General features: G+C 58.5%; 21 protein-coding genes. 9 read left to right on the top strand and 12 right to left on the bottom strand.

All coding sequences use genetic code 11. From position 1 onward, the window contains the following. From Q0526_RS08320 to Q0526_RS08285, 8 genes are all read left to right on the top strand, one after another. On the top strand, positions 1-571 hold a 571-nt coding region (locus Q0526_RS08320; RefSeq protein ID WP_298732438.1), incomplete at its 5' end, for a hypothetical protein. Between the two features lie 5 nt (positions 572-576). Then, complete coding sequence (locus Q0526_RS08315) at positions 577-1,794, top strand: hypothetical protein (protein ID WP_298732436.1); 1,218 nt, start codon at positions 577-579, stop codon at positions 1,792-1,794. Between the two features lie 24 nt (positions 1,795-1,818). Continuing rightward, positions 1,819-3,093 carry a glycosyltransferase family 4 protein gene (locus Q0526_RS08310; protein ID WP_298732434.1) on the top strand — a complete coding sequence of 425 codons (1,275 nt, stop codon included), beginning with the start codon at positions 1,819-1,821 and terminating at the stop codon, positions 3,091-3,093. Continuing rightward, positions 3,090-4,091, top strand: coding sequence for a glycosyltransferase family 2 protein (locus Q0526_RS08305; protein WP_298732432.1), 1,002 nt, complete (start codon positions 3,090-3,092; stop codon positions 4,089-4,091). The genes Q0526_RS08310 and Q0526_RS08305 overlap by 4 nt, the downstream gene beginning before the upstream one ends. A 15-nt stretch (positions 4,092-4,106) precedes the next feature. Next, on the top strand, positions 4,107-5,120 hold the full coding sequence (locus Q0526_RS08300) for a glycosyltransferase (protein WP_298732430.1): 1,014 nt from the start codon (positions 4,107-4,109) through the stop codon (positions 5,118-5,120). A gap of 3 nt (positions 5,121-5,123) precedes the next feature. Further along, a complete protein-coding gene (locus Q0526_RS08295; protein WP_298732428.1) occupies positions 5,124-6,104 on the top strand; it encodes a glycosyltransferase in 981 nt (326 codons plus the stop codon). Positions 6,105-6,149: 45 nt separating this feature from the next. Next, positions 6,150-7,379: a glycosyltransferase family 4 protein gene (locus tag Q0526_RS08290; protein WP_298732426.1), complete on the top strand. Its 1,230-nt coding sequence runs from the start codon at positions 6,150-6,152 to the stop codon at positions 7,377-7,379. Beyond that, on the top strand, positions 7,376-8,437 hold the full coding sequence (locus tag Q0526_RS08285) for a glycosyltransferase family 2 protein (RefSeq protein ID WP_298732423.1): 1,062 nt from the start codon (positions 7,376-7,378) through the stop codon (positions 8,435-8,437). The genes Q0526_RS08290 and Q0526_RS08285 overlap by 4 nt, the downstream gene beginning before the upstream one ends. A 300-nt stretch (positions 8,438-8,737) precedes the next feature. Here the strand turns inward: Q0526_RS08285 and pflA are convergent, their stop codons facing one another. From pflA to Q0526_RS08270, 3 genes are all read right to left on the bottom strand, one after another. After that, positions 8,738-9,508, bottom strand: coding sequence for a pyruvate formate-lyase-activating protein (pflA, locus tag Q0526_RS08280; protein ID WP_298732421.1), 771 nt, complete (start codon positions 9,506-9,508; stop codon positions 8,738-8,740). Positions 9,509-9,591: 83 nt separating this feature from the next. After that, positions 9,592-11,844 (bottom strand): formate C-acetyltransferase, encoded by a 2,253-nt coding sequence (pflB, locus tag Q0526_RS08275; RefSeq protein ID WP_298732419.1) that lies wholly within the window; start codon positions 11,842-11,844, stop codon positions 9,592-9,594. A 312-nt stretch (positions 11,845-12,156) separates the two neighbouring features. Next, positions 12,157-13,377, bottom strand: a complete 1,221-nt coding sequence (locus tag Q0526_RS08270; RefSeq protein ID WP_298732417.1) for a hypothetical protein — start codon at positions 13,375-13,377, stop codon at positions 12,157-12,159. Between the two features lie 239 nt (positions 13,378-13,616). Here Q0526_RS08270 and Q0526_RS08265 point away from each other — a divergent pair, with 239 nt between their 5' ends. After that, positions 13,617-14,096, top strand: a complete 480-nt coding sequence (locus tag Q0526_RS08265; RefSeq protein ID WP_298732415.1) for a small multi-drug export protein — start codon at positions 13,617-13,619, stop codon at positions 14,094-14,096. 49 nt (positions 14,097-14,145) lie between these two features. Here Q0526_RS08265 and Q0526_RS08260 read toward each other — a convergent pair whose 3' ends face one another. The 9 genes from Q0526_RS08260 to Q0526_RS08220 all read right to left on the bottom strand — a co-directional run. Beyond that, positions 14,146-15,159 (bottom strand): helix-turn-helix transcriptional regulator, encoded by a 1,014-nt coding sequence (locus Q0526_RS08260; protein ID WP_298732413.1) that lies wholly within the window; start codon positions 15,157-15,159, stop codon positions 14,146-14,148. Between the two features lie 161 nt (positions 15,160-15,320). Beyond that, the gene (gene lysS, locus Q0526_RS08255) at positions 15,321-16,823 is read right to left on the bottom strand and encodes a lysine--tRNA ligase (protein ID WP_298732411.1); all 1,503 of its coding nucleotides are present in this window, start codon (positions 16,821-16,823) and stop codon (positions 15,321-15,323) included. A gap of 63 nt (positions 16,824-16,886) precedes the next feature. Further along, positions 16,887-17,375, bottom strand: coding sequence for a transcription elongation factor GreA (greA, locus tag Q0526_RS08250; RefSeq protein WP_298732409.1), 489 nt, complete (start codon positions 17,373-17,375; stop codon positions 16,887-16,889). Between the two features lie 120 nt (positions 17,376-17,495). Further along, positions 17,496-18,506: a tryptophan--tRNA ligase gene (trpS, locus tag Q0526_RS08245; protein WP_298732407.1), complete on the bottom strand. Its 1,011-nt coding sequence runs from the start codon at positions 18,504-18,506 to the stop codon at positions 17,496-17,498. Between the two features lie 126 nt (positions 18,507-18,632). Further along, complete coding sequence (locus tag Q0526_RS08240; RefSeq protein WP_298732405.1) at positions 18,633-19,826, bottom strand: DUF4179 domain-containing protein; 1,194 nt, start codon at positions 19,824-19,826, stop codon at positions 18,633-18,635. Then, positions 19,819-20,373: a sigma-70 family RNA polymerase sigma factor gene (locus Q0526_RS08235; RefSeq protein WP_298732403.1), complete on the bottom strand. Its 555-nt coding sequence runs from the start codon at positions 20,371-20,373 to the stop codon at positions 19,819-19,821. The genes Q0526_RS08240 and Q0526_RS08235 overlap by 8 nt, the downstream gene beginning before the upstream one ends. Positions 20,374-20,505: 132 nt before the next feature. Continuing rightward, the gene (locus Q0526_RS08230; protein WP_298732401.1) at positions 20,506-21,045 is read right to left on the bottom strand and encodes a DUF5662 family protein; all 540 of its coding nucleotides are present in this window, start codon (positions 21,043-21,045) and stop codon (positions 20,506-20,508) included. Between the two features lie 45 nt (positions 21,046-21,090). Next, complete coding sequence (locus Q0526_RS08225; protein WP_298732399.1) at positions 21,091-22,713, bottom strand: MBL fold metallo-hydrolase; 1,623 nt, start codon at positions 22,711-22,713, stop codon at positions 21,091-21,093. A gap of 28 nt (positions 22,714-22,741) precedes the next feature. After that, the coding region (locus Q0526_RS08220; RefSeq protein ID WP_298732397.1) for a hypothetical protein at positions 22,742-23,420 on the bottom strand (679 nt) is incomplete at its 5' end.

Raw genomic sequence — 23,420 nt, 5'->3', positions numbered from 1 at the left:
GACCGCCCCGGATCATCTGGAGGCGCTGCTTCACGACCATGGGGTAGACTATGGGCTGTGGAACAAATTGTATGCCGCTGGCCTTTTGACCGAGGCGATGCTGGACAACGGCCTTGCCTACAACGAAGATTTGCTGGCCAACTGGCAAGCCTTTCTGCGGGCGCCGGGATGCGCCTTCTGCGATTTTGCAGGATACCATTACCGGCAGCACCCCGACAGCGCCAGTCACCGGGCGCTGCCGCCCCAAAGCATTGACGACCAGCGCCGGGCCGCCGCCCTGATCCGGGCCAGCGTACCGGAACAATGGCCGTCGTTGCAGCAGTCTGCCAACGCCTTCTACTATGAAAAGCTGGTGTATCTGGCCAGTATGATCCATCGCCGGGCCGACGCGGACGAGTACCGTGTCCAGTTGGGCGAGTTAAATATCGGCATCACTGCGGGACTGTGGGACCCCCAGCTGGGCCGCAATCCCCGGTTGCCTTGGTCCATCCGCCTTGCGGCGTGGGCCAGCATCTATGCCCCCAAATTCTGGCGGCGGATCTGCCGCAAATTCTTGAAGGATAGGCAATAAGTTTCATGCGTTTTTTATGGATCCTTGACCGGGTGGAAAATCCCGCCAGTGCCAACGCACTGCTGGCCAGCCGTCTGGCCGCCCAACTACTGGCGGCAGGGCACAGCGTAGATCTGCTGGAACTGTGGGACGGCCAAACACTGCCCCCCGCAGCGCCCGCCGGTGCTGTACAGCATACCCTCGCCTTTGCCGATGAGCGCCTGATGAACACCGCGTTGGAAAACGGTGTCAAAGGTGGCACGCCGGTGCCGCTGCGGCTTCTGCGTCTGGCCGCACACCCCACAGCGGTGGCGGCAGCTTTTCGTCAGTTGGTGCTGCATGCGCCCCGCCGCACGGTGGATACCCGCCGGGAGATCGAGCGGTTGGATGCACGCTATCATTTTGACGCGGTCTGCGCCGTCTGCGCGCCCTACCGCGCTGCCTTTGCACTGGAAACTGCCCATATTACCGGGAAGAAACTGCTGTGGCAGTTGGACCCCTATGCCAGCAATCAGGACTATCAGGCACCGGGCGGCTTTGCCCGGGAAGGACAGTTGCTGGACGCCCTTGATGCTTCCTTTATTACACCGCAGGCTCTGCCCGATTATGAAGGCGGCCCCTTAAGCCCTTGGCGAGAGAAGGTTCATCTTCTGGGGTTCCCGGTGCTGCTGCCCGGTCAGCCGGTGCCCGCCCATACCGGCATTCGCTGTGTATTCTGCGGCAGCCTATACCCCACGGTGCGGGAACCGGATTTTGCCTTGTCCCTGTTTGCCGCACTGAACGAACCGGATGTAACGCTGACCATGGCCGGCGGCGGTTGGCAGCGCTTTGCCGCCCAAGCCCAACAGGCCGCCGAAGTGCTGGGTGACCGCTTTGTGCGTCCCGGTCCCGTCCCCCCGGCGCAGGCCGCCGCCTTGGAGACCGGTGCCGACATCCTGCTTAGTCTGGGCAACCGGTACGACAACCAGATGCCCAGCAAACTGTTTGGCTATCTGGGCACCGGCAAACCGGTACTGCATCTCGCTGTAAGCCCTACCGATCCCACCCTGCCCTATCTGGCCCGGTATCCACTGGCGTTGGTATTGCACCAGCAGGAGGGCGTCACCCCGGCGGTGGTGGACCGGCTGCGCGGTTGGCTGCGCACTGTCCTAGGACAGCGGCTTCCCTATGAGCAGGTAGCCGCTCTGTACCCTGAATTCACCCCCGAGCAGGTCGCCACGGATTTCTTGTCTGCCCTGCGCTGATTTTTTAAGAAAGGAGGTCCCGCCATGCACGTTCTATGGCTTGTCAGTATGACCCTGCCGCAGGCGGCTGCCGCTTGCGGGCTGCCCGGAGCCAGCGATGTGAGCGGTGGTTGGCTGACCGGTCAGCTCACCGCCCTGCGGGACCACCCGACCTTGCAGCTTGCAGTGGTCTGTGTGGACGCACGCCAGCAAGCCGAACGGTGCGGTGACTGGGACGGTGTGCGTTACCACATTCTGCCCAGTGCCGAAGATTTTCCTGCCTTGTTGAAGCAGCACCGCCCCGATCTCGTCCACATCTGGGGGACCGAATACGCGGCAGCAGCCGCCATGCAGCAGGCTGCTGCCGCCCAAAACCTACCGGTTTTGATCGGCATGCAGGGGGTCATGCGGGATTGCGCCGCCCATCTGTGCGACGGCGTCCCCCCGCGTTACCGTCAATCTACCAAACTGGACCATCTGCTGGATCGCTTGATCCCCGGTGCTTTGCTGGACAACCTGCAAGCCAGTTTTGATGCACTGGCCCAAAGCGAGGCTGCCCTGCTGGGCCAAGCCCGCTACATTACCGGCCGCACGGCGTTTGATCGTCAAGCCGTAACGGATTTGGTCCCACAGGCCCGCTATTTTTCCTGCAACGAAACACTGCGGCCCGCTTTTTACCGCGGTCCGCTATGGCAGGCGCGGCATTTTGGCCGGGCGCCGGTCTTGCTGCTGTCGCAGGGAAATTATCCGCTGAAAAACCTGCACACCGTATTGCAGGCTTTGTCCGCCATTTTGCAGCGTTGGCCCGACGCCCAACTGCGCATCGCGGGCTGGCCGCCGTTGGACAAAGGTCCGCTGTTTCAGCCCTTGATCGGGCGGCTCTTCCCCTACCAGCGGTACTGCCGGGAGCTGGCCGCTCAACTGGGCGTAACCGACCATATTCGGTACACCGGCCCGTTGGATGCCGCCGCCATGCGGCAGGCCTATCTGGATGCCGACCTCTTTCTGCTGCCATCGCTGAGCGAAAACAGTCCCAACAGCTTGGGAGAGGCCATGTTGCTGGGAATGCCCTGTGTAGCCAGTTGCGCCGGCGGAATCCCCACCATGCTGACGAACGGCACGCAGGGGCTGCTGTATGGCGCAGCGCTGGATGCCGAAGGGTTGGCCAATGCCATCACGACGGTACTCAGCGCCCCCGATGGCGGCACAGCATTGGGGCAAGCGGCACGGGCCCGCGCACTGCAAACTCATGATGCCGCCGCCAACGCCGAAGCCCTAACGGGTATCTACCAAACCATCTTGCAGGAGGAAACACGGTGAGCCAGTGGAAAACCAGCATCATCATTCCCTGCTATAAGGCTGCCGGCACGCTGCGCCGGGCGGTACGAAGTGCACTGGACGGCGCTCCGCAGGACGTGGAGCTGCTGTTGGTGGAGGATGGCAGCCCCGATGATACCGGCGCGTTGTGTGACGAGCTGGCCGCCGAAGATGCCCGTATTACGGCACTGCACCGCCCCAACGGCGGCGCCGGCGCCGCCCGCAACACCGGGCTGGATGCAGCCCATGGCGACTGGGTCTTGTTTTTAGACGCCGATGACGAGCTGCTGCCCGGTCTTTGGCAAGCTTTAGCTGCGCTGCCCATCACCGACGAGGAGATGATCCTCTTTGGTTTACGACGGGCCAGTGCCCCTCAGCAGGCGGTTTTGCCCCCAGCCACCGGTCGGTACGCCGGTCTGGCTGCGCTGGGAGAGGCGTTGTCTGCCTTACTGTTTGAAACCGGACTGTTGGCCGCCCCCTACCCCAAACTGTTCAAACGCACCACGATGGGGGACCTTCGCTTTGACGAAACCCTCAAAATCAATGAAGATGTCCTGTTTAACATACTTTTTTTACAAAAAACGACTGCCATTTATTGTCTGCGTGGTGTATACTATAAGCAAAATGATCAGGAGGCCGGCAGTTTGTCCCGTTCCCTGCGGGGGGATCTGCTGGATGCCGAGGCTGTTACCCGCCCCGCGTTAGAGGCCCTGCTCACCCAGCAGGGCTTGGACCCCGCCCCCTACCTGCAAACCAGCCGGGTGCGCGCTTGTTTGAACCAGTACGGGCTGCTTACCGGATGCCGAGGTTCCCTGTCTTTTGGGCAGCGGCGGACACTTTTCGCCCGCATTTTGGCCGACAACGATGCCCGGGCAGCCCTGACCCGCCGCCTGCAGCAAGATCCCAACCGGCTGTTGGCTTTGCCCTACCGTCTGGGTGTGGCAGGCCGTTGGCCCGGTTTTCTGGCCGCTTATACGCTGGCCAAACAACGTTTTCTGTAACCAAGGAGCAACCGCATGGGTAGTCCCCCAAAAATCAGTATTGTTTCTACGGTATATAACACCGGACCTTTTCTGGAACAGGCTGTGCGCAGTATTCTGGCGCAGACCTTCTCGGATTTTGAACTGCTCTTGATCGATGACGGCAGTTCCGACGGGTCCGGGCCGCTCTGCGATGTTCTGGCAGCACAGGACGGGCGGATCCGGGTCTTTCACCAACCCAACGGCGGCCCCGCCAGCGCCCGCAATAAAGGCCTTGACAATGCCCGGGGCGCCTATATCGGGTTTGTGGATTCCGACGACCTGATCGAGCCCACCATGTACGAAGTGCTGTACCGGGCGGTTCAACTGCCCGGTGTGCGGCTGGCCGCCTGCAGCGGCGACTGCATCGACGAAGCAGGACAAACCATTGCAGGACGGCAGGTGGCCATTCGTCAGCACGGGGTACGGGATGCCGAGGAACTGTTGCTGGAGACCTTTCAGACCGGCAGTTACTATGGACCGTTGAGCTGGAACAAATTGTTTGACATTCGTCTGTTCCGGGAAAAGGGCATCCACTACGACGAAACGATGCTCTTTGGGGACGATGCCAGTGTGCTGCACCGCGTATTTGAGGGCGAGCAATGCAACTGCCTGCCTGATGTTCTATACCACTACCGCACCCGGGCCGGACAGATCACCGGCACAGGGACCGCGACCTTTCCCCCGCGAAAGTTGGATGATTTGCGCATGTACTGGGATTGGCTACAATATTTTGCCATCCGACCGGGACGAGAGGACTACCGCCGCTGGGCCACCGTATGGTATTGGCGGGTATTTTATCAGTTTTGGTGCCAAGCCGGTGCGGCAGGCAACCTACCGGAACTGAAGCCTAAGTTTTTGGCCCACAAAAAGCATTTAGACGCCGTATTGCCGAATCTTCTGCGCAGCGATCTGCTGCGTGCCGTCTTATTTTGCGCCAACCCCACGGTGCTGTACACCGCAGCCACCGGCTGGGGACGGTTGGCCGCAAAAAAGAGGAAGGGGAATTGATTGATGGAACGGATTGCAATCAGCGTGATCATACCGATCTACAACACCAAACGTTTTTTGGCCGAATGTCTGGACAGCATTCTGGCGCAAGATATTACGCTGCCCTATGAAGTGCTGCTGGTGGACGATGGTTCCACCGACGGCTGCGGCGAACTTTGCGACGAATATGCCGCCAAAGATTCTCGGATCCGGGTGTTCCATCAGGAGAATCAGGGCCTTTCTGCAGCCCGCAACACCGGCATCGATGCCGCACGGGGCCGTTACTACGCCTTTGTGGACTCCGATGACGTGGTGATGCCCGCCTATCTGCGCACCTTGTACAACGCTTGCGAGGAGCATGACGCCTACATGGCCCTTTGTGCCGTAGAAGACGTACAGGAAAACGGCCAAAGCTGCCAGCCGCCTCATTCCACCCACCCCGCACAGGAAGGGGTTTTCTGCGGCAAGGATCTGCTCAACGAATTCTACACCCCCAACGGCACTGTTTACACCGTGGCTTGGAACAAGCTCTACCGTGCCGAAGTTTGGAAACTGCTGCACTACCCCGAAGGGCGCCTGCACGAAGACGATTTTGTGGCCCACCGGCTGTTCTGGCGCTGCGATAAGGTGGTCTGCGTGGACACCATCCTGTACCATTACCGGCTGAGCAGCGGCAGCATCTGCCGTTCTTCCATCAAGCCGGAGGCCTTCGACGCGGTGGACGGTCTGGCGGACCGCTATCGCTTCTATGTAGAAAACAATGCCGACCGCAGCGTCATCGACGCGGCCTATGCAGCCTGCTGGCGGCGATATCTCTTCCTTTGCGCCAAGGTTCGCCAGAACCCCACCCCGCAGTTGATCAAAGCCATCAGCAAGGAACAATTCCTGATGCAGGGGCTGATCAGTTACCTGCCCAACTGCCGTCATATGAAGATGACGGAGAAACTCTCTGCCGCCCGCTGGTCCATGATGAGCGCCGAGAGCCTTTGCCCGTTGAAGAAGTAAGCTGCCCGGCAAACCGGGTAAATCCATCCGAGAAGGAGCCGACCGTTGGCCATCCTGAGACCCGAAAAAGACAAAGAAAGACGCCCCCGCGTACTGCTGGTGCCGCCGCCTGACCTTCCGGTTCCGGCGGTGCAGGGCGGCGCGGTGGAAACACTGCTGACCCATCTGATTCGTGAAAACGAAAAACACGGACAGTTGGACCTGCTGTGTGCCAGCGTACCTGACGACGCGGCTCGCCGCGCCGCCGAAGGGCTGCAGCACACCAAAATGCTCTACATTGCCCGCCCCCACGGCCATCGCCGTTACTGGCCCATGGTGTTTGTGGAACGGTGTCTGGGTATCGCTGCCCCTTATGACCCTTGGTACCAGAAGGTACAGCTTTCGCTGGCGCTGGAGCCCCCCGGCCCGGATCTGATCGTGGCCGAAGGCGGCAACCTGACCCAGTGCAGCGCCATCAGCCGCATGTTTGGCCGTCGGCGCTGTCTGGCCCATCTGCATGGCCAAACCACCTGCAGCCCCGTGATGGATACCATCTACGGCGGCATTTTGGCGTTGAGCCAATTCATTCGTGACGATTATCTGAAAACCAGCACGCTGGACCCGCAGCGAGCGTACATCTGGTACAACTGCGTGGATACCCAGCGATTCCGTCCCGGGCCGCCGCCGCTGGCATTGCGTACCCGGCTGGGTTTCGGCGCGCGGGATTTCGTGGTACTGTTCTGCGGCCGTCTGGACCCCGACAAGGGCATCCACAAATTGATGGAAGCGCTGGCCTTGCTGCCGGTACCGCAAATCAAACTGTTGATCGTGGGCAGCCCCTTTTTCGGTCGGACCCAGCAGAGCAGCTTTTTGCGCAAGCTGGAACAGCAGGCCCGCGCACTGGGCAACCGTGTCCAGTTTATCGGTTACATCCCCAACGAAGATCTGCCCGACTATTACCGTCTGGCGGATTTGGTTTGTGTCCCCACGCTGGTGGAGGAGGCCGCCGGTCTGGTAGCCGTAGAGGCCATGGCCTGCGGTCGCCCGGTGCTGGCCACCCGCAGCGGCGGTATGCCCGAATATCTGGAGGGCAGTCAGGCCGTACTGGTGGAACGCAGCGAGAACATCGCCGACCAGTTGGCTTGGAGCATCCGAATGCTCTATGAGCACCCCGCCCTCTGTGCCGAGATGGGCGCCGCCGGTGCCAAACGGGCACAAGATTTCTCGGTGGAGCGCTATTATACCGATTTTGTTCGCATTGTACAAGAAGTTTTGCAGAACGGAGGTGCCCTATGAGCCGTCCTGCCTTCTGTGTGGTCGTGCCGGTCTATCGCTCGGAGGCCACCTTGGACCGCTGTGTTCAGAGCATTTTGTCCCAGAATGTGGAAGGCGGTGTTAGCTGCGTATTGGTGGATGACGGCAGTCCCGATGCCAGCGGCACCCTCTGCGATGACTGGGCTGCCCGGGATGCCCGGGTGCAGGTCATCCATCAGGATGACTGCGGCGTATCCAGCGCCCGCAACGTGGGCATGGCCGCCGCCGATAGTGACTATCTGGTGTTTTTGGATTCCGACGACGCCCTGCGCCCCGGCGCCTTGCAAGCTGCACTGGATGCCCAGCGCGCCGCCCCCAAGGACTTTATCCTGTGGCACTACACCACCCTTGAAACAGATTCCACCCCGGTGACTTCCTCTGCCGACGAGGTGCCTCGCACCGGGCTGGCCCAGCTGTGGTTGGACTGTCTGCTGGCGATGCCTTGGAACAAACTCTACCGAACCGAACTGGCCCAGCAGATAAAATTCAACACACAGTATACTTTGGGCGAAGATTTACAATTTGTATTGGATTATATTGCCTTGTTGACGGCTCAACAGCCGGATTTTGCCTACCGTGTGGTGCAAAGCCCCCTTACCTTCTACGATTGCAGCCGCACAGGGACGCTGTCCACCAAGTACCACGCCAACTACTGCGAGATTTGGCCCCAGCATTTCGCCAAGCTGAACGCAGCCTGTCTGGCAGCCCAATGCCCCGAGGCGGCACTCCGCCAACTGCATCGCGCTGAGCTGACCGTCTTTGCCGAAGGGGTAGCCGATATTTTGCGTCGGGATCCTGCACCGCTGTCCGGCATCCGCCGGGACAAAGCGGCTGCCGCGCTGCGTACCCCTTGGCTGCGGGCTCTGCTGGACCTGATGCGGCAAGAGCGGTGTTACAACGCCTATTATCTGCCCTGCCGCTGGCGTAGCACCCGCCTTTTGTACACCATGGCGGAAGCCAAACGCACCGGCTCCCCCTTGTACGGCAAACTGGATTGGGCTGGTTACTACCTGCTGGGCGGGCGGCTGCGCCGTGATTAAAAACGTACCAAAATAAAAAAGCGCTGCTTTTTTCAAGCAGCGCTTTTTGTGTACCAAAATCCCCCACCGTTCGGAGCAGTAAACGGCGGGGGCAAATCCCAACCAGTAGGTCGCAAAATGGTGCGAGCAAACACCCAAAACGGAGGCACGACCGCCGGTTGACAGGAGCCGCCCCGGGGAGGCAATACCCGGCGGCAGTTCAAGATTGGTTATGGTTAGTTGACGCTAACCACGTATATACTCTACCATACCGCTGGGCTTTTGTCAACCATTTTTTATAAAAAAGCCTATCCGCCGCCGTTATTCTTTGGGTGCGTCGGGGTAGTCACGGACATGCAGCAGCGCTTCGGCCGCCTGCACCTCCTCGGCGGTGGGGGTACGGACGCCCTCCAGCGGGTAAGGAATCCCCAGATTCTTCCACTTGAACAATCCCAGCGTATGGTAGGGCAACACCTCTACCCGGCGTACCGTGGGCAGCGTCTGAATAAAGGCGTCTAGCCGTCGCAGTCCCTCGGCATCGTCAGTCACCCCCGGCACCAACACATGGCGGATCCAAAGAGGCACGCCCCGCTGGGCCACATACTGAGCCATTGCCAGAATGTTGGCGTTGCCGTGCCCGGTCAGAAGACGGTGCTTCTCGTCGTCGATCTCTTTTAGGTCGAGGATCACCAGACTGGTGTGGTCCAGCAATTTATCAAAACGGGCCATCCAGTCGGCATTGTCCGGCGCAAAGGGCTGACCGCTGGTGTCCAGCGCCGTGTGGATGCCTTTGGCATGCGCCAGACGGAATACCTCCGACACGAAGTCCAGTTGCAGCAGCGGTTCCCCGCCGCTGATGGTCAGACCGCCGTTGTTGCGCCAGTAATTGCGATACCGATAGGCCGCATCAAATGCCTCCTGCGGCGTCTTGGCAGTATCTTGGGTAAACGCCCACGTTTCGGGGTTATGGCAATACTGGCAGCGCATGGCGCAGCCCTGCAAAAAGATGATATACCGCACGCCCGGTCCATCGACCAGACCAAAGGTTTCGACGGAATGGATATACCCCGTCGTGGATTTGAGTTGTGACATAGGGGATTCGCTCCTTATCGTTCCAAAAAATCCGCGGCCGACTGCGCGACCGCGGATCTTACCAGTGTAGCTTGCTTAGAGGATTACAGCACGGCGTGGCAGGTACGGGCAATAACGTCCAGTTGCTGCTCGCGGGTCAGGTCGATGAACTTGACCGCATAGCCGGAAACACGGATCGTGAAGTTGGCGTACTCTTCCTTCTCGGGATGCTCCATCGCGTCGATCAGCTTCTCCTTGCCGAAGACGTTGACATTGAGGTGATGGGCGCCCTGATCAAAGTAACCGTCCATGACCTGCACCAAATTTTCCACACGTTCCTGCTCGCTATGGCCCAAGGCATCGGGGTTGATGGTCTGGGTGTTGGAGATACCATCCAGCGCCCAGTGGTAGGGCAGCTTGGCCACCGAGTTCAAGGAAGCCAACAGGCCGTGGGTCTCGGCCCCGTAGCTGGGGTTGCCGCCCGGCGCAAAAGGCGTGTAGGCTTTGCGGCCGTCCGGCATGGCACCGGTGGCCTTGCCGTACACCACGTTGGAGGTGATGGTCAGGATCGAGGTGGTGGGCTCGGAATCGCGGTAGGTGTGGCGGCGCTTGATCTTCTCCAAGAAGCTGCGCAGCAGGTTCACCGCAATATCGTCGGCACGGTCATCGTCGTTGCCGTATTTCGGGAAGTCACCCTCGATCTCGTAGTCTGTGACCAGCCCCTGTTCGTTGCGGATGCACTTGACCTTGGCGTACTTGATGGCGCTGAGGGAGTCTACCACATGGCTGAAGCCCGCAATGCCGGTGGCAAAAGTACGGCGCACATCGGTGTCGATGAGGGCCATCTCGGCGGCTTCGTAGTAGTACTTGTCGTGCATATACTGGATGAGGTTGAGGATGTTGACGTAAAGGCCAGCCAGCCAATCCATCATCACATCATACTTCTTGACGACCTCATCGTAGTCCAGATACTCGCTGGTGATGGGCGCGTAGGCCGGTCCTACCTGCTCGCCCAGTTTTTCGTCCACACCACCGTTGATGGCGTAGAGCAGGCACTTGGCCAGATTGGCACGGGCGCCGAAGAACTGCATTTCCTTGCCGGTCTGGGTAGCAGACACGCAGCAGCAGATGGAGTAATCATCGCCCCAGACAGGCTTCATCACGTCGTCGTTCTCATACTGGACCGAGGAGGTCTTGATGGAGATTCGAGCGGCATAATCCTTGAAGGTCTTGGGCAGCGCCGAAGAATAGAGCACCGTGATGTTCGGTTCCGGGGCAGGGCCCATGTTCTCCAGCGTGTGCAGGAAGCGGAAGTCGTTCTTGGTGACCATAGAACGGCCATCCATGCCGATGCCGGCCAGTTCCAAGGTGGCCCAGACGGGGTCGCCGCTGAACAGCTGGTTGTAGCTGGGAATGCGGGCAAACTTGACCATACGGAACTTCATCACCAGATGGTCGATGAGTTCCTGCGCCTCGGTCTCGGTGAGCAGGCCCCGTTCCAGATCGCGCTGGATATAAATATCCAAGAAGGTGGACACACGGCCCACGCTCATGGCTGCGCCGTTCTGGGTCTTGATGGCGGCCAGATAACCGAAGTACAGCCACTGAACAGCTTCCTTGGCGTTGGCGGCGGGCTGGGAGATGTCGTAGCCGTAGGTGGCGGCCATAGCCTTCATGTCCTTAAGGGCGTTGATCTGCAGGGCGATCTCCTCGCGCTGACGGATCACGTTGTCCAGCATGGTGCCGTCGCCGCAGTTGGCGAAGTCATTCTGCTTTTCCCGGATCAGGAAGTCGATACCGTAGAGCGCCACGCGGCGGTAGTCGCCCACAATACGGCCGCGACCATAGGTGTCGGGCAGACCGGTGACGATGTGGCTGTGACGAGCCTTCTTCATCTCGGGGGTATAGGCATCAAACACCGCCTGATTGTGGGTTCGGGTATATTTGGTAAAGATCTCGTGCAGCTTCTCGCTGGGGGTGTAGCCGTAGGTGGTGCAAGCCTGCTCCGCCATCTTGATGCCGCCATAGGGCATAAAGGCGCGCTTCAGCGGTTTGTCGGTCTGCAAACCCACGATCTTTTCCAGATCCTTGAGCTCCGGATCAATATAGCCCGGATCGTAAGCGGTCAGACCGGAAACAACCTCGGTCTCCATATCCAGAACGCCGCCCTTGGCACGCTCCTCTTTCTGCAAGGCCTGCAAAGCGCCCCACAGCTTGTTGGTGGCATCGGTCGGACCGGCGAGGAAGCTCTCGTCCCCGTCGTAGGGTTTATAGTTCTTCTGGATGAAGTCCCGGGTATTGACTTCCTCTTTCCAGATACGGCCTTCAAAGCCTTCCCACTGCTTGAAATCTGTCATAAAGCTCTCCTTTTCACGTTCAGATTGCCTATATGTGGTATCGACGCAGATACTATAATACCATATCTGCAAAAAAACGCAAGGGGCAAACGCCTATTTTGTAGTGGCGTTCTTCCTTTGTTTTTATATTATAGCAAACTTATATGGTATCGTATGTTGTTGCGCCAACATTTGGGCAAAACGGTAAAATTGCCTCGAAAGTTAGTTTATGCTAACCCGCAACTTACGATACCACATCCCCTCTCCCTTGTCAAGAGTTCACACAGAAAAACAGGCGGCTCCTTCCTTTTGGAAGAAACCGCCTGAAAACCATCATAAAAACCACAGATGATAGGTTTGAATGGGAATGTTATAGGAGTAGCCTTGCAGCAGCAATACCAAGAAGCAAAGACCACTGACAATGTGCCAAACCAGCGCCGCACCGCAAACCATCAGCCTAAGGCCAAGCCGATGGTCTCGGGTTCCGGCACGCCAATCGACGCACCCCCGCAGCCACACCGAAACCGATTCCAGCAGAAAGACCCAGAAGCAGATAAAGGGCCCCCACCAGAGGTTGGCGTGGTAAAGACGCTCGCCGCTTTCTACAAAGAATAGCGCTTCTGCCATCGCCACACCAAACACCAGCAGGCTGAACCGGTACCGAAACTGCTTCCAAGCGCGGCGGCCCAACAGAATGCCCACCGCAGCCACAAATACGAAGGAGCGCAGCAGCCCCAGCAGCGCTGCCTGATTGAAAGGCCCCCAGAGCATGGCATGACGATCGAAGGAAACGGAGAAGATCCACTGTAATCCGCTGTCTGCGTCAGCAAACAGAACGTTGGCCTGTATCAAGCAGAGGGCGATACTCGGCAGTACACTGCAGCCCATGAGGATCTCCTGCCCCAAATTCTTGCCCCGGGTACGCACCAAATCAGCAATGAGCAACAGGAGCAGCGCCGGTGCAAAGGCAAAAACAAAACTGGCTTTGAAGCTGGTGGCTATCGTCAGCAGAACGGTATACCCCAACCAAAGGCGCCAGTCCAGCTTTGCAGCCATGCCCTGCCAAACCCGGTAGAAAGCGAGTATCGTACACAGAGCAAAAGGTGCCAACATGATGTAGGTGGTATTATGGTAGACGGTGCCGATGACCGTTCCCTGATACCAGTAGCCTCCACGCGGGATCCAAACCGCCTGCGAAAAACAGACCGCCAAACTGAACAGCAGCCGCACCGGGCAACTCACCCGCGGCAGCGCGGGGCTCAGCCCTCTGGCAAAGATGCCCACTGCTGCCAGATGGAAGATGGTCAACAGCACTGCAATACCCCAGCGGCCGCCCAGCGCATAGGCAGGGCCTACCAAGAGTGAAGTGGTGGAATAAATCATACCGCGGCGGGCAAAGGCCAGATGCTGTCCCAGATCCGAGGTATAGGGGTCATTACCGCCCCCGGGAGAGCAAAGCTGTTGGTAATGCAGCCATGTCATCGCCACAGCGAACACCGCCAGCGCCACCAGCGCAGCCGTCCACCAAAGGCGTCGTTTTACAGTATTAGACAAACGGGTGTCCTTCCCTTCCGGCGGTTTTGCCGCCTTACGATCCGGTTTTTGGCAGAATAACCGTATTGTATTATGATACCATACCCGGCGCAAAACGCAAGGCCTCCCAACGTTTTTGGGCAGGGCTACCAAAAACAACCGATGCAGCACCGTGGTTTTTTGCTTGCCAAACCAGCGGGAATCCTGTATAATGGAGCCTGTTCTGTATAAATACGAGTTTGACACTGTGAGGTTTCACGATGCTGACAAATTATCTGTACGTCTTTTTCATCTCGATGGTACCGTTGATCGAACTGCGCGGTGCGATCCCCGCCGGCGTTCTTCTTGGACTGCCGCTGTGGAGCGTCTACGTAGTAGCCATTATCGGCAATATGCTGCCGGTTCCCTTCATCTTCTTCTTTGCACGCAAGGTGCTGGAATGGGGTGCCAACAAGCCGGTGATCGGCAAGTTTTTCACCTTCTGTCTGGAGAAGGGTCACCGGGGCGGCGAAAAGCTGAAAGCTACGGCTGGCCGCGGTCTGCCTTGGGCGCTGCTGCTCTTTGTGGGCATTCCGCTGCCCGGCACCGGTGCTTGGACCGGTACACTGGCTGCCAGCTTGCTGGATATGGATTTCAAGTCCAGCGTGCTGGCCTGCATGGGCGGCGTGCTGCTGGCAGGCTGCATCATGGGCGCACTGAGTCTGGCCGGCGTTTCGGCACTGGGTGCAGTGGTAGCCTAATCCCCATCATTTCGCTCTATTTCTTACAAGCAAAAGGACAAGCCTTGCCCTAGGGCAAGGCTTGTCCTTTTGTAGTTGATCGGGGCTGGGCCGATGCGATCTTTCGGACCGGTCGGATATATTTCCAAAATCGCTTACAGTCATGGTAGAAGTAGAATACACGGCCCTGTGTTGTGTCCAGTTCATAACCGCTGTCCTGATACGCAAAGTCCTTCATAGCGCGTTCCATTTTGGCTTCCACCGCCTCATTTTCCGTGGCAAAATCAAAGGGACCATGCTCAAAAACCAGATAAGTTCCCGCCTCCACCGTCATAAGCTGCATGCCCGCAGGAACCGGCCCCTGATAGGTCATAGGCAGCCGAACTCCATAGGCTTCTGCCAAGGGAATCCCCCAACTGCAGATCCGCCCTGTCGGTTCATTGATAAATCCCATCACCTGCCCGCTGCCGTCATCCACCTCATTTCCTTCCGGTACATCCAACTTATCCGGAATGCGATTCAACAAACTGCATATCGTCTGTTGATCTTGTCCGGGGATTTTGCTTTGCTTCTGCCAAAAATCAAAATAACCGACGCTCTCATAATTCCGAATATGCAGAAACTTGTGTGCCGGAATCGTCACAAAGTACAATTTCACATCCTGTACAGCCGCTGGTGCCGGGATCGCACCGCTCCCTAACAGATAGCAATCAAAAGGCTTGATTACCGTATGCAGCGTAACCGGCGCAGGTGCGCGACGATATTCACTGGGGGAAATACCGTAGGCTTCCTTAAAGGCACGGGTGAATGCCTCATGAGAAGAAAACCCGTAGTGCAGCGCGATATCCAAAACGCTTTTGGACGTATCCCGAAGTTCTTGCAGGGCAAAGGCCAGTTTTCTGTAACGCATATAATCCCGAAGCTGCATACCGGAGATTTCCTTAAATTTTCTGGATAGATAAAATTCCGAATATCCCAGTTTACCGGCCAGATAGCCCAGCGTGAGAGCTTCATCCGCTTGGGTATGGATGCAATCGTCGATCATTTTCACAAGTTCCTGAATCCTTTTATCCCACCGAGCCATGAAATCTTCGCCTCCTTTGCCAACAGTATAGCAGTTCCCCGCCCGCCTTTCTTGATTTGACTTGCGTTTTTCGATTATAACAAAAACAGGACTGCCGGCCATGCGGCAGTCCTGTTGTATTTATGATTGATAAGCGGCAGAGGCCCTTATCAGAGAACCGCTCAGTCCAACGGCTTCATCGTGGGGAAGAGCAGTACATCCCGGATGGAGGCGGAGTCGGTGAGCAGCATGACCAGACGGTCTACGCCGAAGCCCAAACCGCCTGTCGGGGGCAGGCCGTATTCCAGCGCAGTGACGTAGTCGTAGTCCACCTGTGCCTTGCTGGCGGGGTCGATCTGCTTGCGCTCGGCTACCTGCCGCTCGAAACGGCCCTTCTGGTCGATGGGATCGTTCAGCTCGCTGAAGGCGTTGCCAAACTCGGTGGCATTGATGAAATACTCGAAACGCTCGGTGAACATCGGGTCATTGGGCTTGCGCTTGGCCAGCGGGCTGACCTCCACCGGATAGTCATAGATGAAGGTGGGCTGGATGAGGTTTTCCTCCACGAAGGCGTCGAAGAACTCAGCCACGATGGAACCCTTGGTGGGAATCTCGGGCAGCTCCACATGATGCTCCTTGGCCAGTGCGATGGCTTCCTCGTCGGTCTTGACGGTATCGAAGTCCACGCCGGAGTACTTCTTAACAGCTTCCACCATCGTCATCCGCTCCCAGTGGGAGAGATCGATCTCCTTGCCCTGATAGGAGATCTGCAGGGTACCGCAGACCTTCTGGGCCACCGTCTTCATCATCTCTTCCACCAGATCCATCATGCCGTGATAGTCGGTGTACGCCTGATACAGCTCGATGGTGGTGAACTCCGGGTTGTGCTTGGGGTCCATACCCTCGTTGCGGAAGATACGGCCCACTTCGTAGACACGGTCCATGCCGCCCACGATCAGACGCTTGAGGTAGAGCTCCGTTTCGATACGCAGCACCATATCCATATCCAGCGTGTTGTGGTGGGTCAGGAAGGGCCGGGCCGAGGCGCCGATCTCAAAGGGGGTCAGGATGGGGGTTTCCACTTCAAGGAAACCCTTGCCGTCCAGATAGCTGCGCAGTTCCCGCAAAATAGCGCTGCGCTTCATGAAGGTCTGCTTTACGTCGGGGTTGACGATCAGGTCCACATAGCGCTGGCGGTACCGGGCCTCCCGGTCGGTCAGACCGTGGAACTTTTCGGGCAGCGGCAGCAGGCTCTTGGAAAGGAGGGTCAGCTCGCTGATCCGAACCGAAATTTCACCCATCTTGGTGCGGAACACTTCGCCCTTGCAGCCGATGATATCGCCGATGTCCAGCTTTTTAAACGCCGCATAAGCCTCGTCGCCCAGCAGGTCACGCTTGACAAAGATCTGGATGTCGCCTTTCTGGTCCCGCAGATGGGCAAAGCTGGCCTTGCCCATCACACGCTTGGACATCATACGGCCCGCCAGCGTGACGACTTTACCGGTCTCGGCTTCGGCGGGCAGATCGGCAAATTCCGCCTTGAGGTCAGCGGAATAAGCATCCTGCGGATACTTGGTAATCACAAAGGGGTCATGGCCGGCGGCGCGCAGGTCGGCCAGCTTCTGGCGGCGGACTGCCGCCTGCTGGGTCAGATCCTGCTCGGTCTGGGGCTTGTTCTGCTCCATGGGAGATCTTCCTTTCTTTTTGATAGACAAACAGGGGCAGGTATGTCCCGCCCCTGCTTGGTTTTACTTCGAGCGCGAAACGGCCAACACCTTGTACACAATGATGTTGCCGTTGGGCAGGGTAACGTCCACTTCATCGCCGGCTTTGTGGCCGATCAGCGCAGCGCCCACCGGGCTCTCGTCGCTGATGCGGTTGAGGTTCATATCGGCCTCGGTAGAGCCGGTGATGTCGTATTCTTCGGCATCCTCGGGGTCATCCCCCTCGGCGAGGATCTTGACGCGCATACCGATGGAAACGGTGTCGTTGGACAGCTCGCTGTCATCGATGATACGGGCCACTTTCAAAGTTGCCTCCAAATCGGCGATGCGGGCTTCCACGATGGCCTGCTCTTCCTTGGCGGCGTCATATTCGGCATTTTCGCTCAGGTCGCCGTAGCCGCGTGCGACCTTGATCTTGTCTGCCACCTCTTTACGTTTGACGGTGCGCAGTTCGTTCAGATCCTGTTCCAGCTTCTGGTAACCCTCACGGGTAACGACGACTTCTTTAGCCATGCTCGATTCTCCTAACTGATACGCGATAGTAAAAGTTGTGCGGCCCGCAAAAGAGCCGCACCAATTTAGATATTATATCGGCTCAAAGCCAATTTGTCAAGGGTTTTGCGATGGGGCGCATTATTTATCCAACTGCAGCAGACCCACCTTGCGATAGACCTTGCTGACCGTCCGGTTGGCAATCCGCGCCGTCCGCGCCGCACCGTCTTTCAGCACGGTGTCCACATAAGTCTTATCGGCCAGAATGCGGTTGTACTCGGCCTGCACCGGGGCCAGCGCATCGGCAGTCACTTCCGCCACCGCCAGCTTAAAGTCGCCGTAGCCTTTGCCAGCAAACTCTGCTTCGATCTCCTCCATCGTTTTATCGGTAAAGGTAGAATAGATGGCCATCAGGTTGGAAACACCGGGCTTGTTCTCCCGGTCAAAGCGAACCACACCGTCCGAATCGGTGACGGCGCGCTTAAACTTGCGCACGATGGTGTCCTTGTCATCGGTCATCAGCACAAAGGAGTTCACGTTGGTGTCGGACTTGCTCATCTTCTTGGTGGGCTCGGACAGGGACATGATCTTAGCGCCCGCCTTGGGGACATATCCCTCGGGCAGGGTGAAGGTGTCGCCATAGACGCCGTTGAAACGGTTGGCAATGACACGGGCGATCTCCAAATGCTGGGTCTGGTCCTGACCCACGGGTACCAGATCGGCATTGTATACCAGAATATCCGCCGCCATGAGCACCGGATAGGTAAAGAGGCCGCCGTTGACGTTGTCGGGGTGCTTGGCGCTCTTATCCTTGAACTGGGTCATACGGGACAGTTCGCCGAACTGGGTGTTGCAGGCCAAGATCCAAGACAGCTCACAATGGGCCGGCACATGGCTTTGCACAAAGAGCACATGGTTTTGGGGGTCAATACCCACGGCCAGCAGCAGGGCGGCCAGCTCCCGGGTACGGCGGCGCAGATCCGCCGGGACCTGACGCACCGTCAGGGCGTGCAGATCCGCGACCATATACAGGCAGTCATAGTCGGGCTGGAGCATGGCCCAGTTCCGCACCGCCCCGATGTAGTTGCCCAGCGTGGGCGTGCCGGTGGGCTGAATGCCCGAAAGAATCCGTTTACGTTTTTCTTCTGCCATAATTTCCACCTTCTATAAATACGCAGGCCGAATTGACCCGCTGTAATAAGTACTATTCAATCACACGCGGGGCGCTTTGTCAACAAAATTTGCCCACAGCGGACAAGCTGTGGGCAAGGTTTTGGTTTACGAAAGCGGCACGGTCAATTCAGTCAGCACTTCTCCGGTACTGGGCTGGGCGGAATAGTCGATTCGATAGACTGTTACCGTCACCGTTTGGCTGTCCTCCGGCACGGTGTCAAAGTAGTAGGTCCAGAGATAATCGCTCTGGGGATCGGCTTCGTCCAGATGCTTGCCTTCCCCTCGTTCCGCTTTCAGCAACGTACCGTCGGCAGCGGTGAGCTTCACCTCGGTGGTATACCGGTTGCTTCCCTCATAGCTAGGCAGTTGGATCTCCATCTTGGCGGCAGCGGGGGTAGCCTTCAGACTGTGGAGCGTCACCCCGTCCTGCGTCAGCGGCCCGGTGAAGGTGCGGATGCCCTCGGTGCCCGGCGCCGGGATGGTGAAAGTCAGGGTGTAGTCCCCTTCCAGCGGGGTTTCGTCATGATACGCCACCTGTTGGTACTGGCCGCCCCAGTCGTTGGTGCGCTCCTCTACGACCTCCACGTTGCAGGCCACCAGTCCGTAGAGATGCATGGTCACCGACTGTCCGGTCAAGGAACCATTCCCCTCCTCATAGAGGAAGAGCGGATAGTTGAGGCCCATCACAAAGGTGTGTTCATCCTGCCGGGTAAACCAGCTCACCCCTTCCTGCGAAAGAACGCCTCCGCTGTCCAGAACCAACGCACCCGAGGCATCGGCTGTGTCAGCCGGCATGGAACCGCCGGCATCGGCCCGGATGGTATCAAACCCGGCCAGACTCTCATCCTCGGTGGTGAGGACCAAGCTCAATCGCATCCAGTCCTCGTCCCGGTAGACCTGTCCCAGCGTCACCGTATAGGGGCTGGTGGCGCTTTCCGCCGTCTGTTCCACCGTCTGGGCGTACTGGTTGAGCTGTTCGCTGCGCAGGCGGGTATCCTCCTCCCGGTTGATGCGGCTGAAGAGGGTGCCCACCAGCGGCAGGCTTTCGGCAAAAGCGGGGTTGGCCAGATTCACGCTGCCCAGCACCACCACACAGGCAGCAGCCGCCACCGCCGCACTGCGTACCAACCGCAGCAGCGGCCGGGGCCGCCGGGTTTTCCGGTAGGGGCGCTTGGCGTTGACCTGTCCCCGGGCAGAAGCCAATACCCGGTCCCACTCCTCCTCTTTCAGCGGAACGGAAGGTAGGTCCAAGGTATCCAGTTCGTGAAGAAGGGACGGATCATAGTCCGATTTACGCATGAGAGTACACTCCTTTCTGTGCCAGTTGGCGGCGCAGCCGATCCCGGCCGCGGCTTAGGCGGGTATTGACGGTGCCTTCGGCCATATGCAGTGCCGCGGCAATCTCCTTGCTGGTTTGCAGCAGATAGTATTTGCGCAGAAAAATTTCCCGGTCAGGCGGGTCCATGGCGGCCACCAACGCCCCCACCCAATCGGCAGCATCAGTAGTGGCACGGTCAAATTCCGCCAGTTCGCCAATGGTCTCGCCCAATTCAGCATCCAGCGACAGGGCTGTATGGCGGCACAGCGTATGGTAGCGGTCGATGCCTTTATTCCGTGCGGTGACGATGAGCCAAGGCCGCAGCGGCGTAGCTGCCCGTTCCAGCCGCGTCGCATGCCGCCACAGCGCCACAAAAGTATCGGCCATACATTCCTCCACATCCCGCGGGTCCTGCGGCAGGATGTGCAGCAGCACCGCCTTGACCAAGGGCGCATAGGCTTGCATCGCCGCTTGCAGCCCGGCGTCTGGGTCGCTTTGCAATAAACGGGTCAGATCCCGGTCTTTCACATAAGATTCCTCCCTCTTGTTTGGGTTCTGGAAGCGCTTCTGTCTATCCAGACGGTGCTGCTGCCCAAAACCTTACACCCCCACAGAAAAAAAGAGACGCGCCCAGAGGGTGCGTCCCTTTTGCGGTACGGTTTATGCTTTTTTGCCCAACAGTTGGGTGCGGATGTAGGTAAAGCAGGCGTCCTCCCCTTGATCCCGCAGAATCAACAGGCAGGTTTCCAGTTCCCGCCGGGTTTCGGGGTGCAGAACATAGTGGTCCTTGCTGCGGTCATAGTAATCCCACGCCGTCGCATCGGTGTAGTCCGCCCCCTTGTAATTTTTGCTGGCGGCAATGCGGTCGCAGACCATCTCGGCCACATAGCGGGCCGGCATCCGCATACCGGCCATGGCATGGTCGCCATGGGGCGCATAGTCGATCCAGTATTCCAGATGATGCTTGTTCCGCCCTTTATGATGCAGCCACGCCGCGCTATACCCTTCGGCTTTGCGCTGGGCATTGTTGGGGCTGCAGGTTCCCTGCCAATATTTGGCCCCGGCCCAGAACTCCACCGGGGCCAGCTTGCTGAGATCATGGGTCAGCCCCTGCCAGTACAGCCCGCAGCGAAAACAGTTCTTCATCACCAACATTTTATGGTGATGGATGGTTTTATAGTGTTTGATGGGATGCCACAAAGTCGGCGTTCCTCCTTCGGGACGATAGAATGCAAAGGGTGCCCGTCAACGGTCCCACTTGTCGCACAAGCTGGCGATCTGGCTGGCAAATTTGGCCAGATCCTTGTTGGCGCCGCCCTGATTGTGCTGAATAACGGCCATGAGGCGTTTGCCCATGTTGACCAGCCGGTCGTAGGCGGCACTGCTGCGCACCGTGGCCACCCCCGGCGTCTTGACGATCTTCTTGGTGTTGCCCACTTCGGCACAGGCCACCCGGCCATCCCCCACGATCCAGATGGAACCATTGTAGGGGGCTTCCGCCTCGTAGCCTTCGTCCTGCAAGCGGCGGGCCCAGTGGTCGGCCACCGCATCCTCGCCATGGTTGACAAAGACAAACTTGGGCTTTTCATCAAAGGCGTGCAGCCAGTTGGCAAGTCCGTCCTGATCGGCGTGGCCGGACAGACCGCTGAGCCGATGGATGTGGGCCTTGACCTGAATCTCATCGCCGAAGAGCTTGACTTCCTGCGCACCGCCCAACAGCGCATTGCCCAACGTACCGGGGCTTTGGAAGCCCACAAAGAGGATGGTGCACTCCGGCCGCCAGAGATTGTATTTGAGGTGATGGCGGATTCGGCCGGCATCGCACATACCGGAGGCCGAGAGGATGACCTTGGGGGTGGGGTCCCCGTTGATGGCCATGGATTCTTCCTTAGTCTCGCTGATGCACAGACCCGGGAACCACAGCGGATTTTCGCCTTTTTTGACGAGGTCCATGGCCTCCTCGTCATAGCACTCCATGAAATTTTCCCGGAAGATGGTGGTGGATTTGCTGGCCAGCGGGCTATCCACAAAAACCGGGAAATTGTCATGCCCATGGATGCGCCCTTCCGCCTTGATCTGCCGGATAAAATAGAGCAATTCCTGTGTGCGGCCCACCGCAAAACTGGGAATGACCACATTGCCGCCCCGGTCAAAGGTGGATTGCAGCACCTCGGTCAGTTCCCCGATATAGTCCGGCCGTGGACCATGGCTGCGGTCGCCGTAGGTGGATTCCATAATCAGGTAATCCGCATGAGGCGGCGTGACCGGGTCTTTGATCAGTGGCTGGTGGGTGTTTCCGATATCGCCGGAAAAGACCAAGGTTTCGGGGTCACGCTGCGGTTCGGTAACCCGGATCGAGATGGAAGAACTGCCCAACAGATGGCCGACATCGGTAAAGCAGACTTCAATTTTGCCGCCGTCGTCCTCGAACAAGGTCTGCCAGCCGCCGTAGGGGCAGGGCACAAACTGTGCCATGACCTTTTCGGCATCTTCCACCGTGTAGTCCGGTTCCACCATGGCAGCACCGCTGCGCTGGGCTTTGCGGTTTTTCCATTCGGCTTCCTGTTCCTGAATATGGGCCGAGTCCCGCAGCATAATGCCGCACAGGTCCATCGTGGCATCGGTGGAATAGATGGGCCCCCGATACCCGTTTTTGTACAGGTAAGGGATCTGCCCCGAGTGGTCGATGTGGGCATGGGTCAGCAGCAGTGCCTCGTAGGTGCCGGGCGCATAGGGCAGGTCGGCGTTTTCGTAGACATCCCGCCCTTGTTCCATGCCGCAGTCAATAAGCAGACGGTGCCCCGCTGCTTCCAACTGGGTACAACTGCCCGTTACTTCCCGAGCCGCGCCCAAAAAGGTAAGTTTCATACAGTACGCCTCCCTGCCAATGTCCTGCTTACGGGTTGCGCCCCACACCGTAGGTGGGCGCCTCTGGCAGGACGAAATCCTCGGTGAAATTGTTGGTGTTGTCGTTGATATTCATACGGACGTCCCAGAACAGGTCGCCGTAATCCCGTAGGATGGTATAATTGCCTTCGCCCAGTGCTTGCAGGGTGGTGGTGTCCCCCACCAGCAGCACGTTGTCCCCTTCCGGCTCATAGGCGGTCAGGCTGGCTTGATAGGTCCGGGTCACCATGCCGCCATCGATGAGTGCCTGCGCGGCCTCGCCGGTGGTGGAAACCAACACCAGACGGGCGGTGGTGGGCAGCGAATCGATGAGCGCCTGCCGGGTGATGTCGCCGTATTCCAGTTCGGTAACGCCTCCCGCCACGCCGGTGACCTCCGCATCGGCCCAGCCTTCCGGCCAATGCTCCCGGTCATTCTCGGCGATTTCTTCATACAGCGTAGCCAGATAATTGGCGTAGCTGACCGTCTTGCTGGCATCGGGATTCTGGGCGTAGCTGAAGAGCGGCGTGTTCAAAATGCTGGAGTCGTCGGTATCCAGTTCTTCCAGTGCCGACGAAGCATTCAAGTAGGCAGCAGCGCCCTTGGCCTCTGCTTCCTCAGCCCGCTCGGTGGGGGTGCTGGGGTCGGCGGCATCCGCTGCAGGGTCCTTTTCGGGGTCGGCTCCATCG

The organism is uncultured Subdoligranulum sp. (assembly GCF_937890665.1).
Note: the sequence above shows the minus strand (reverse complement) of the source record. Positions and strands in the feature narration are given on the sequence as shown.

What these genes read in the sequence shown, in the direction of transcription:
- Q0526_RS08315 (WP_298732436.1), top strand. Translation starts at nt 577, where the DNA reads ATGCGTTTTTTATGGATCCTTGACCGGGTGGAAAATCCCGCCAGTGCC.
- Q0526_RS08310 (WP_298732434.1), top strand. Translation starts at nt 1,819, where the DNA reads ATGCACGTTCTATGGCTTGTCAGTATGACCCTGCCGCAGGCGGCTGCC.
- Q0526_RS08300 (WP_298732430.1), top strand. Translation starts at nt 4,107, where the DNA reads ATGGGTAGTCCCCCAAAAATCAGTATTGTTTCTACGGTATATAACACC.
- Q0526_RS08295 (WP_298732428.1), top strand. Translation starts at nt 5,124, where the DNA reads ATGGAACGGATTGCAATCAGCGTGATCATACCGATCTACAACACCAAA.
- Q0526_RS08285 (WP_298732423.1), top strand. Translation starts at nt 7,376, where the DNA reads ATGAGCCGTCCTGCCTTCTGTGTGGTCGTGCCGGTCTATCGCTCGGAG.
- pflA (WP_298732421.1), bottom strand. Translation starts at nt 9,508, where the DNA reads ATGTCACAACTCAAATCCACGACGGGGTATATCCATTCCGTCGAAACC.
- pflB (WP_298732419.1), bottom strand. Translation starts at nt 11,844, where the DNA reads ATGACAGATTTCAAGCAGTGGGAAGGCTTTGAAGGCCGTATCTGGAAA.
- Q0526_RS08265 (WP_298732415.1), top strand. Translation starts at nt 13,617, where the DNA reads ATGCTGACAAATTATCTGTACGTCTTTTTCATCTCGATGGTACCGTTG.
- Q0526_RS08260 (WP_298732413.1), bottom strand. Translation starts at nt 15,159, where the DNA reads ATGGCTCGGTGGGATAAAAGGATTCAGGAACTTGTGAAAATGATCGAC.
- lysS (WP_298732411.1), bottom strand. Translation starts at nt 16,823, where the DNA reads ATGGAGCAGAACAAGCCCCAGACCGAGCAGGATCTGACCCAGCAGGCG.
- greA (WP_298732409.1), bottom strand. Translation starts at nt 17,375, where the DNA reads ATGGCTAAAGAAGTCGTCGTTACCCGTGAGGGTTACCAGAAGCTGGAA.
- trpS (WP_298732407.1), bottom strand. Translation starts at nt 18,506, where the DNA reads ATGGCAGAAGAAAAACGTAAACGGATTCTTTCGGGCATTCAGCCCACC.
- Q0526_RS08240 (WP_298732405.1), bottom strand. Translation starts at nt 19,826, where the DNA reads ATGCGTAAATCGGACTATGATCCGTCCCTTCTTCACGAACTGGATACC.
- Q0526_RS08225 (WP_298732399.1), bottom strand. Translation starts at nt 22,713, where the DNA reads ATGAAACTTACCTTTTTGGGCGCGGCTCGGGAAGTAACGGGCAGTTGT.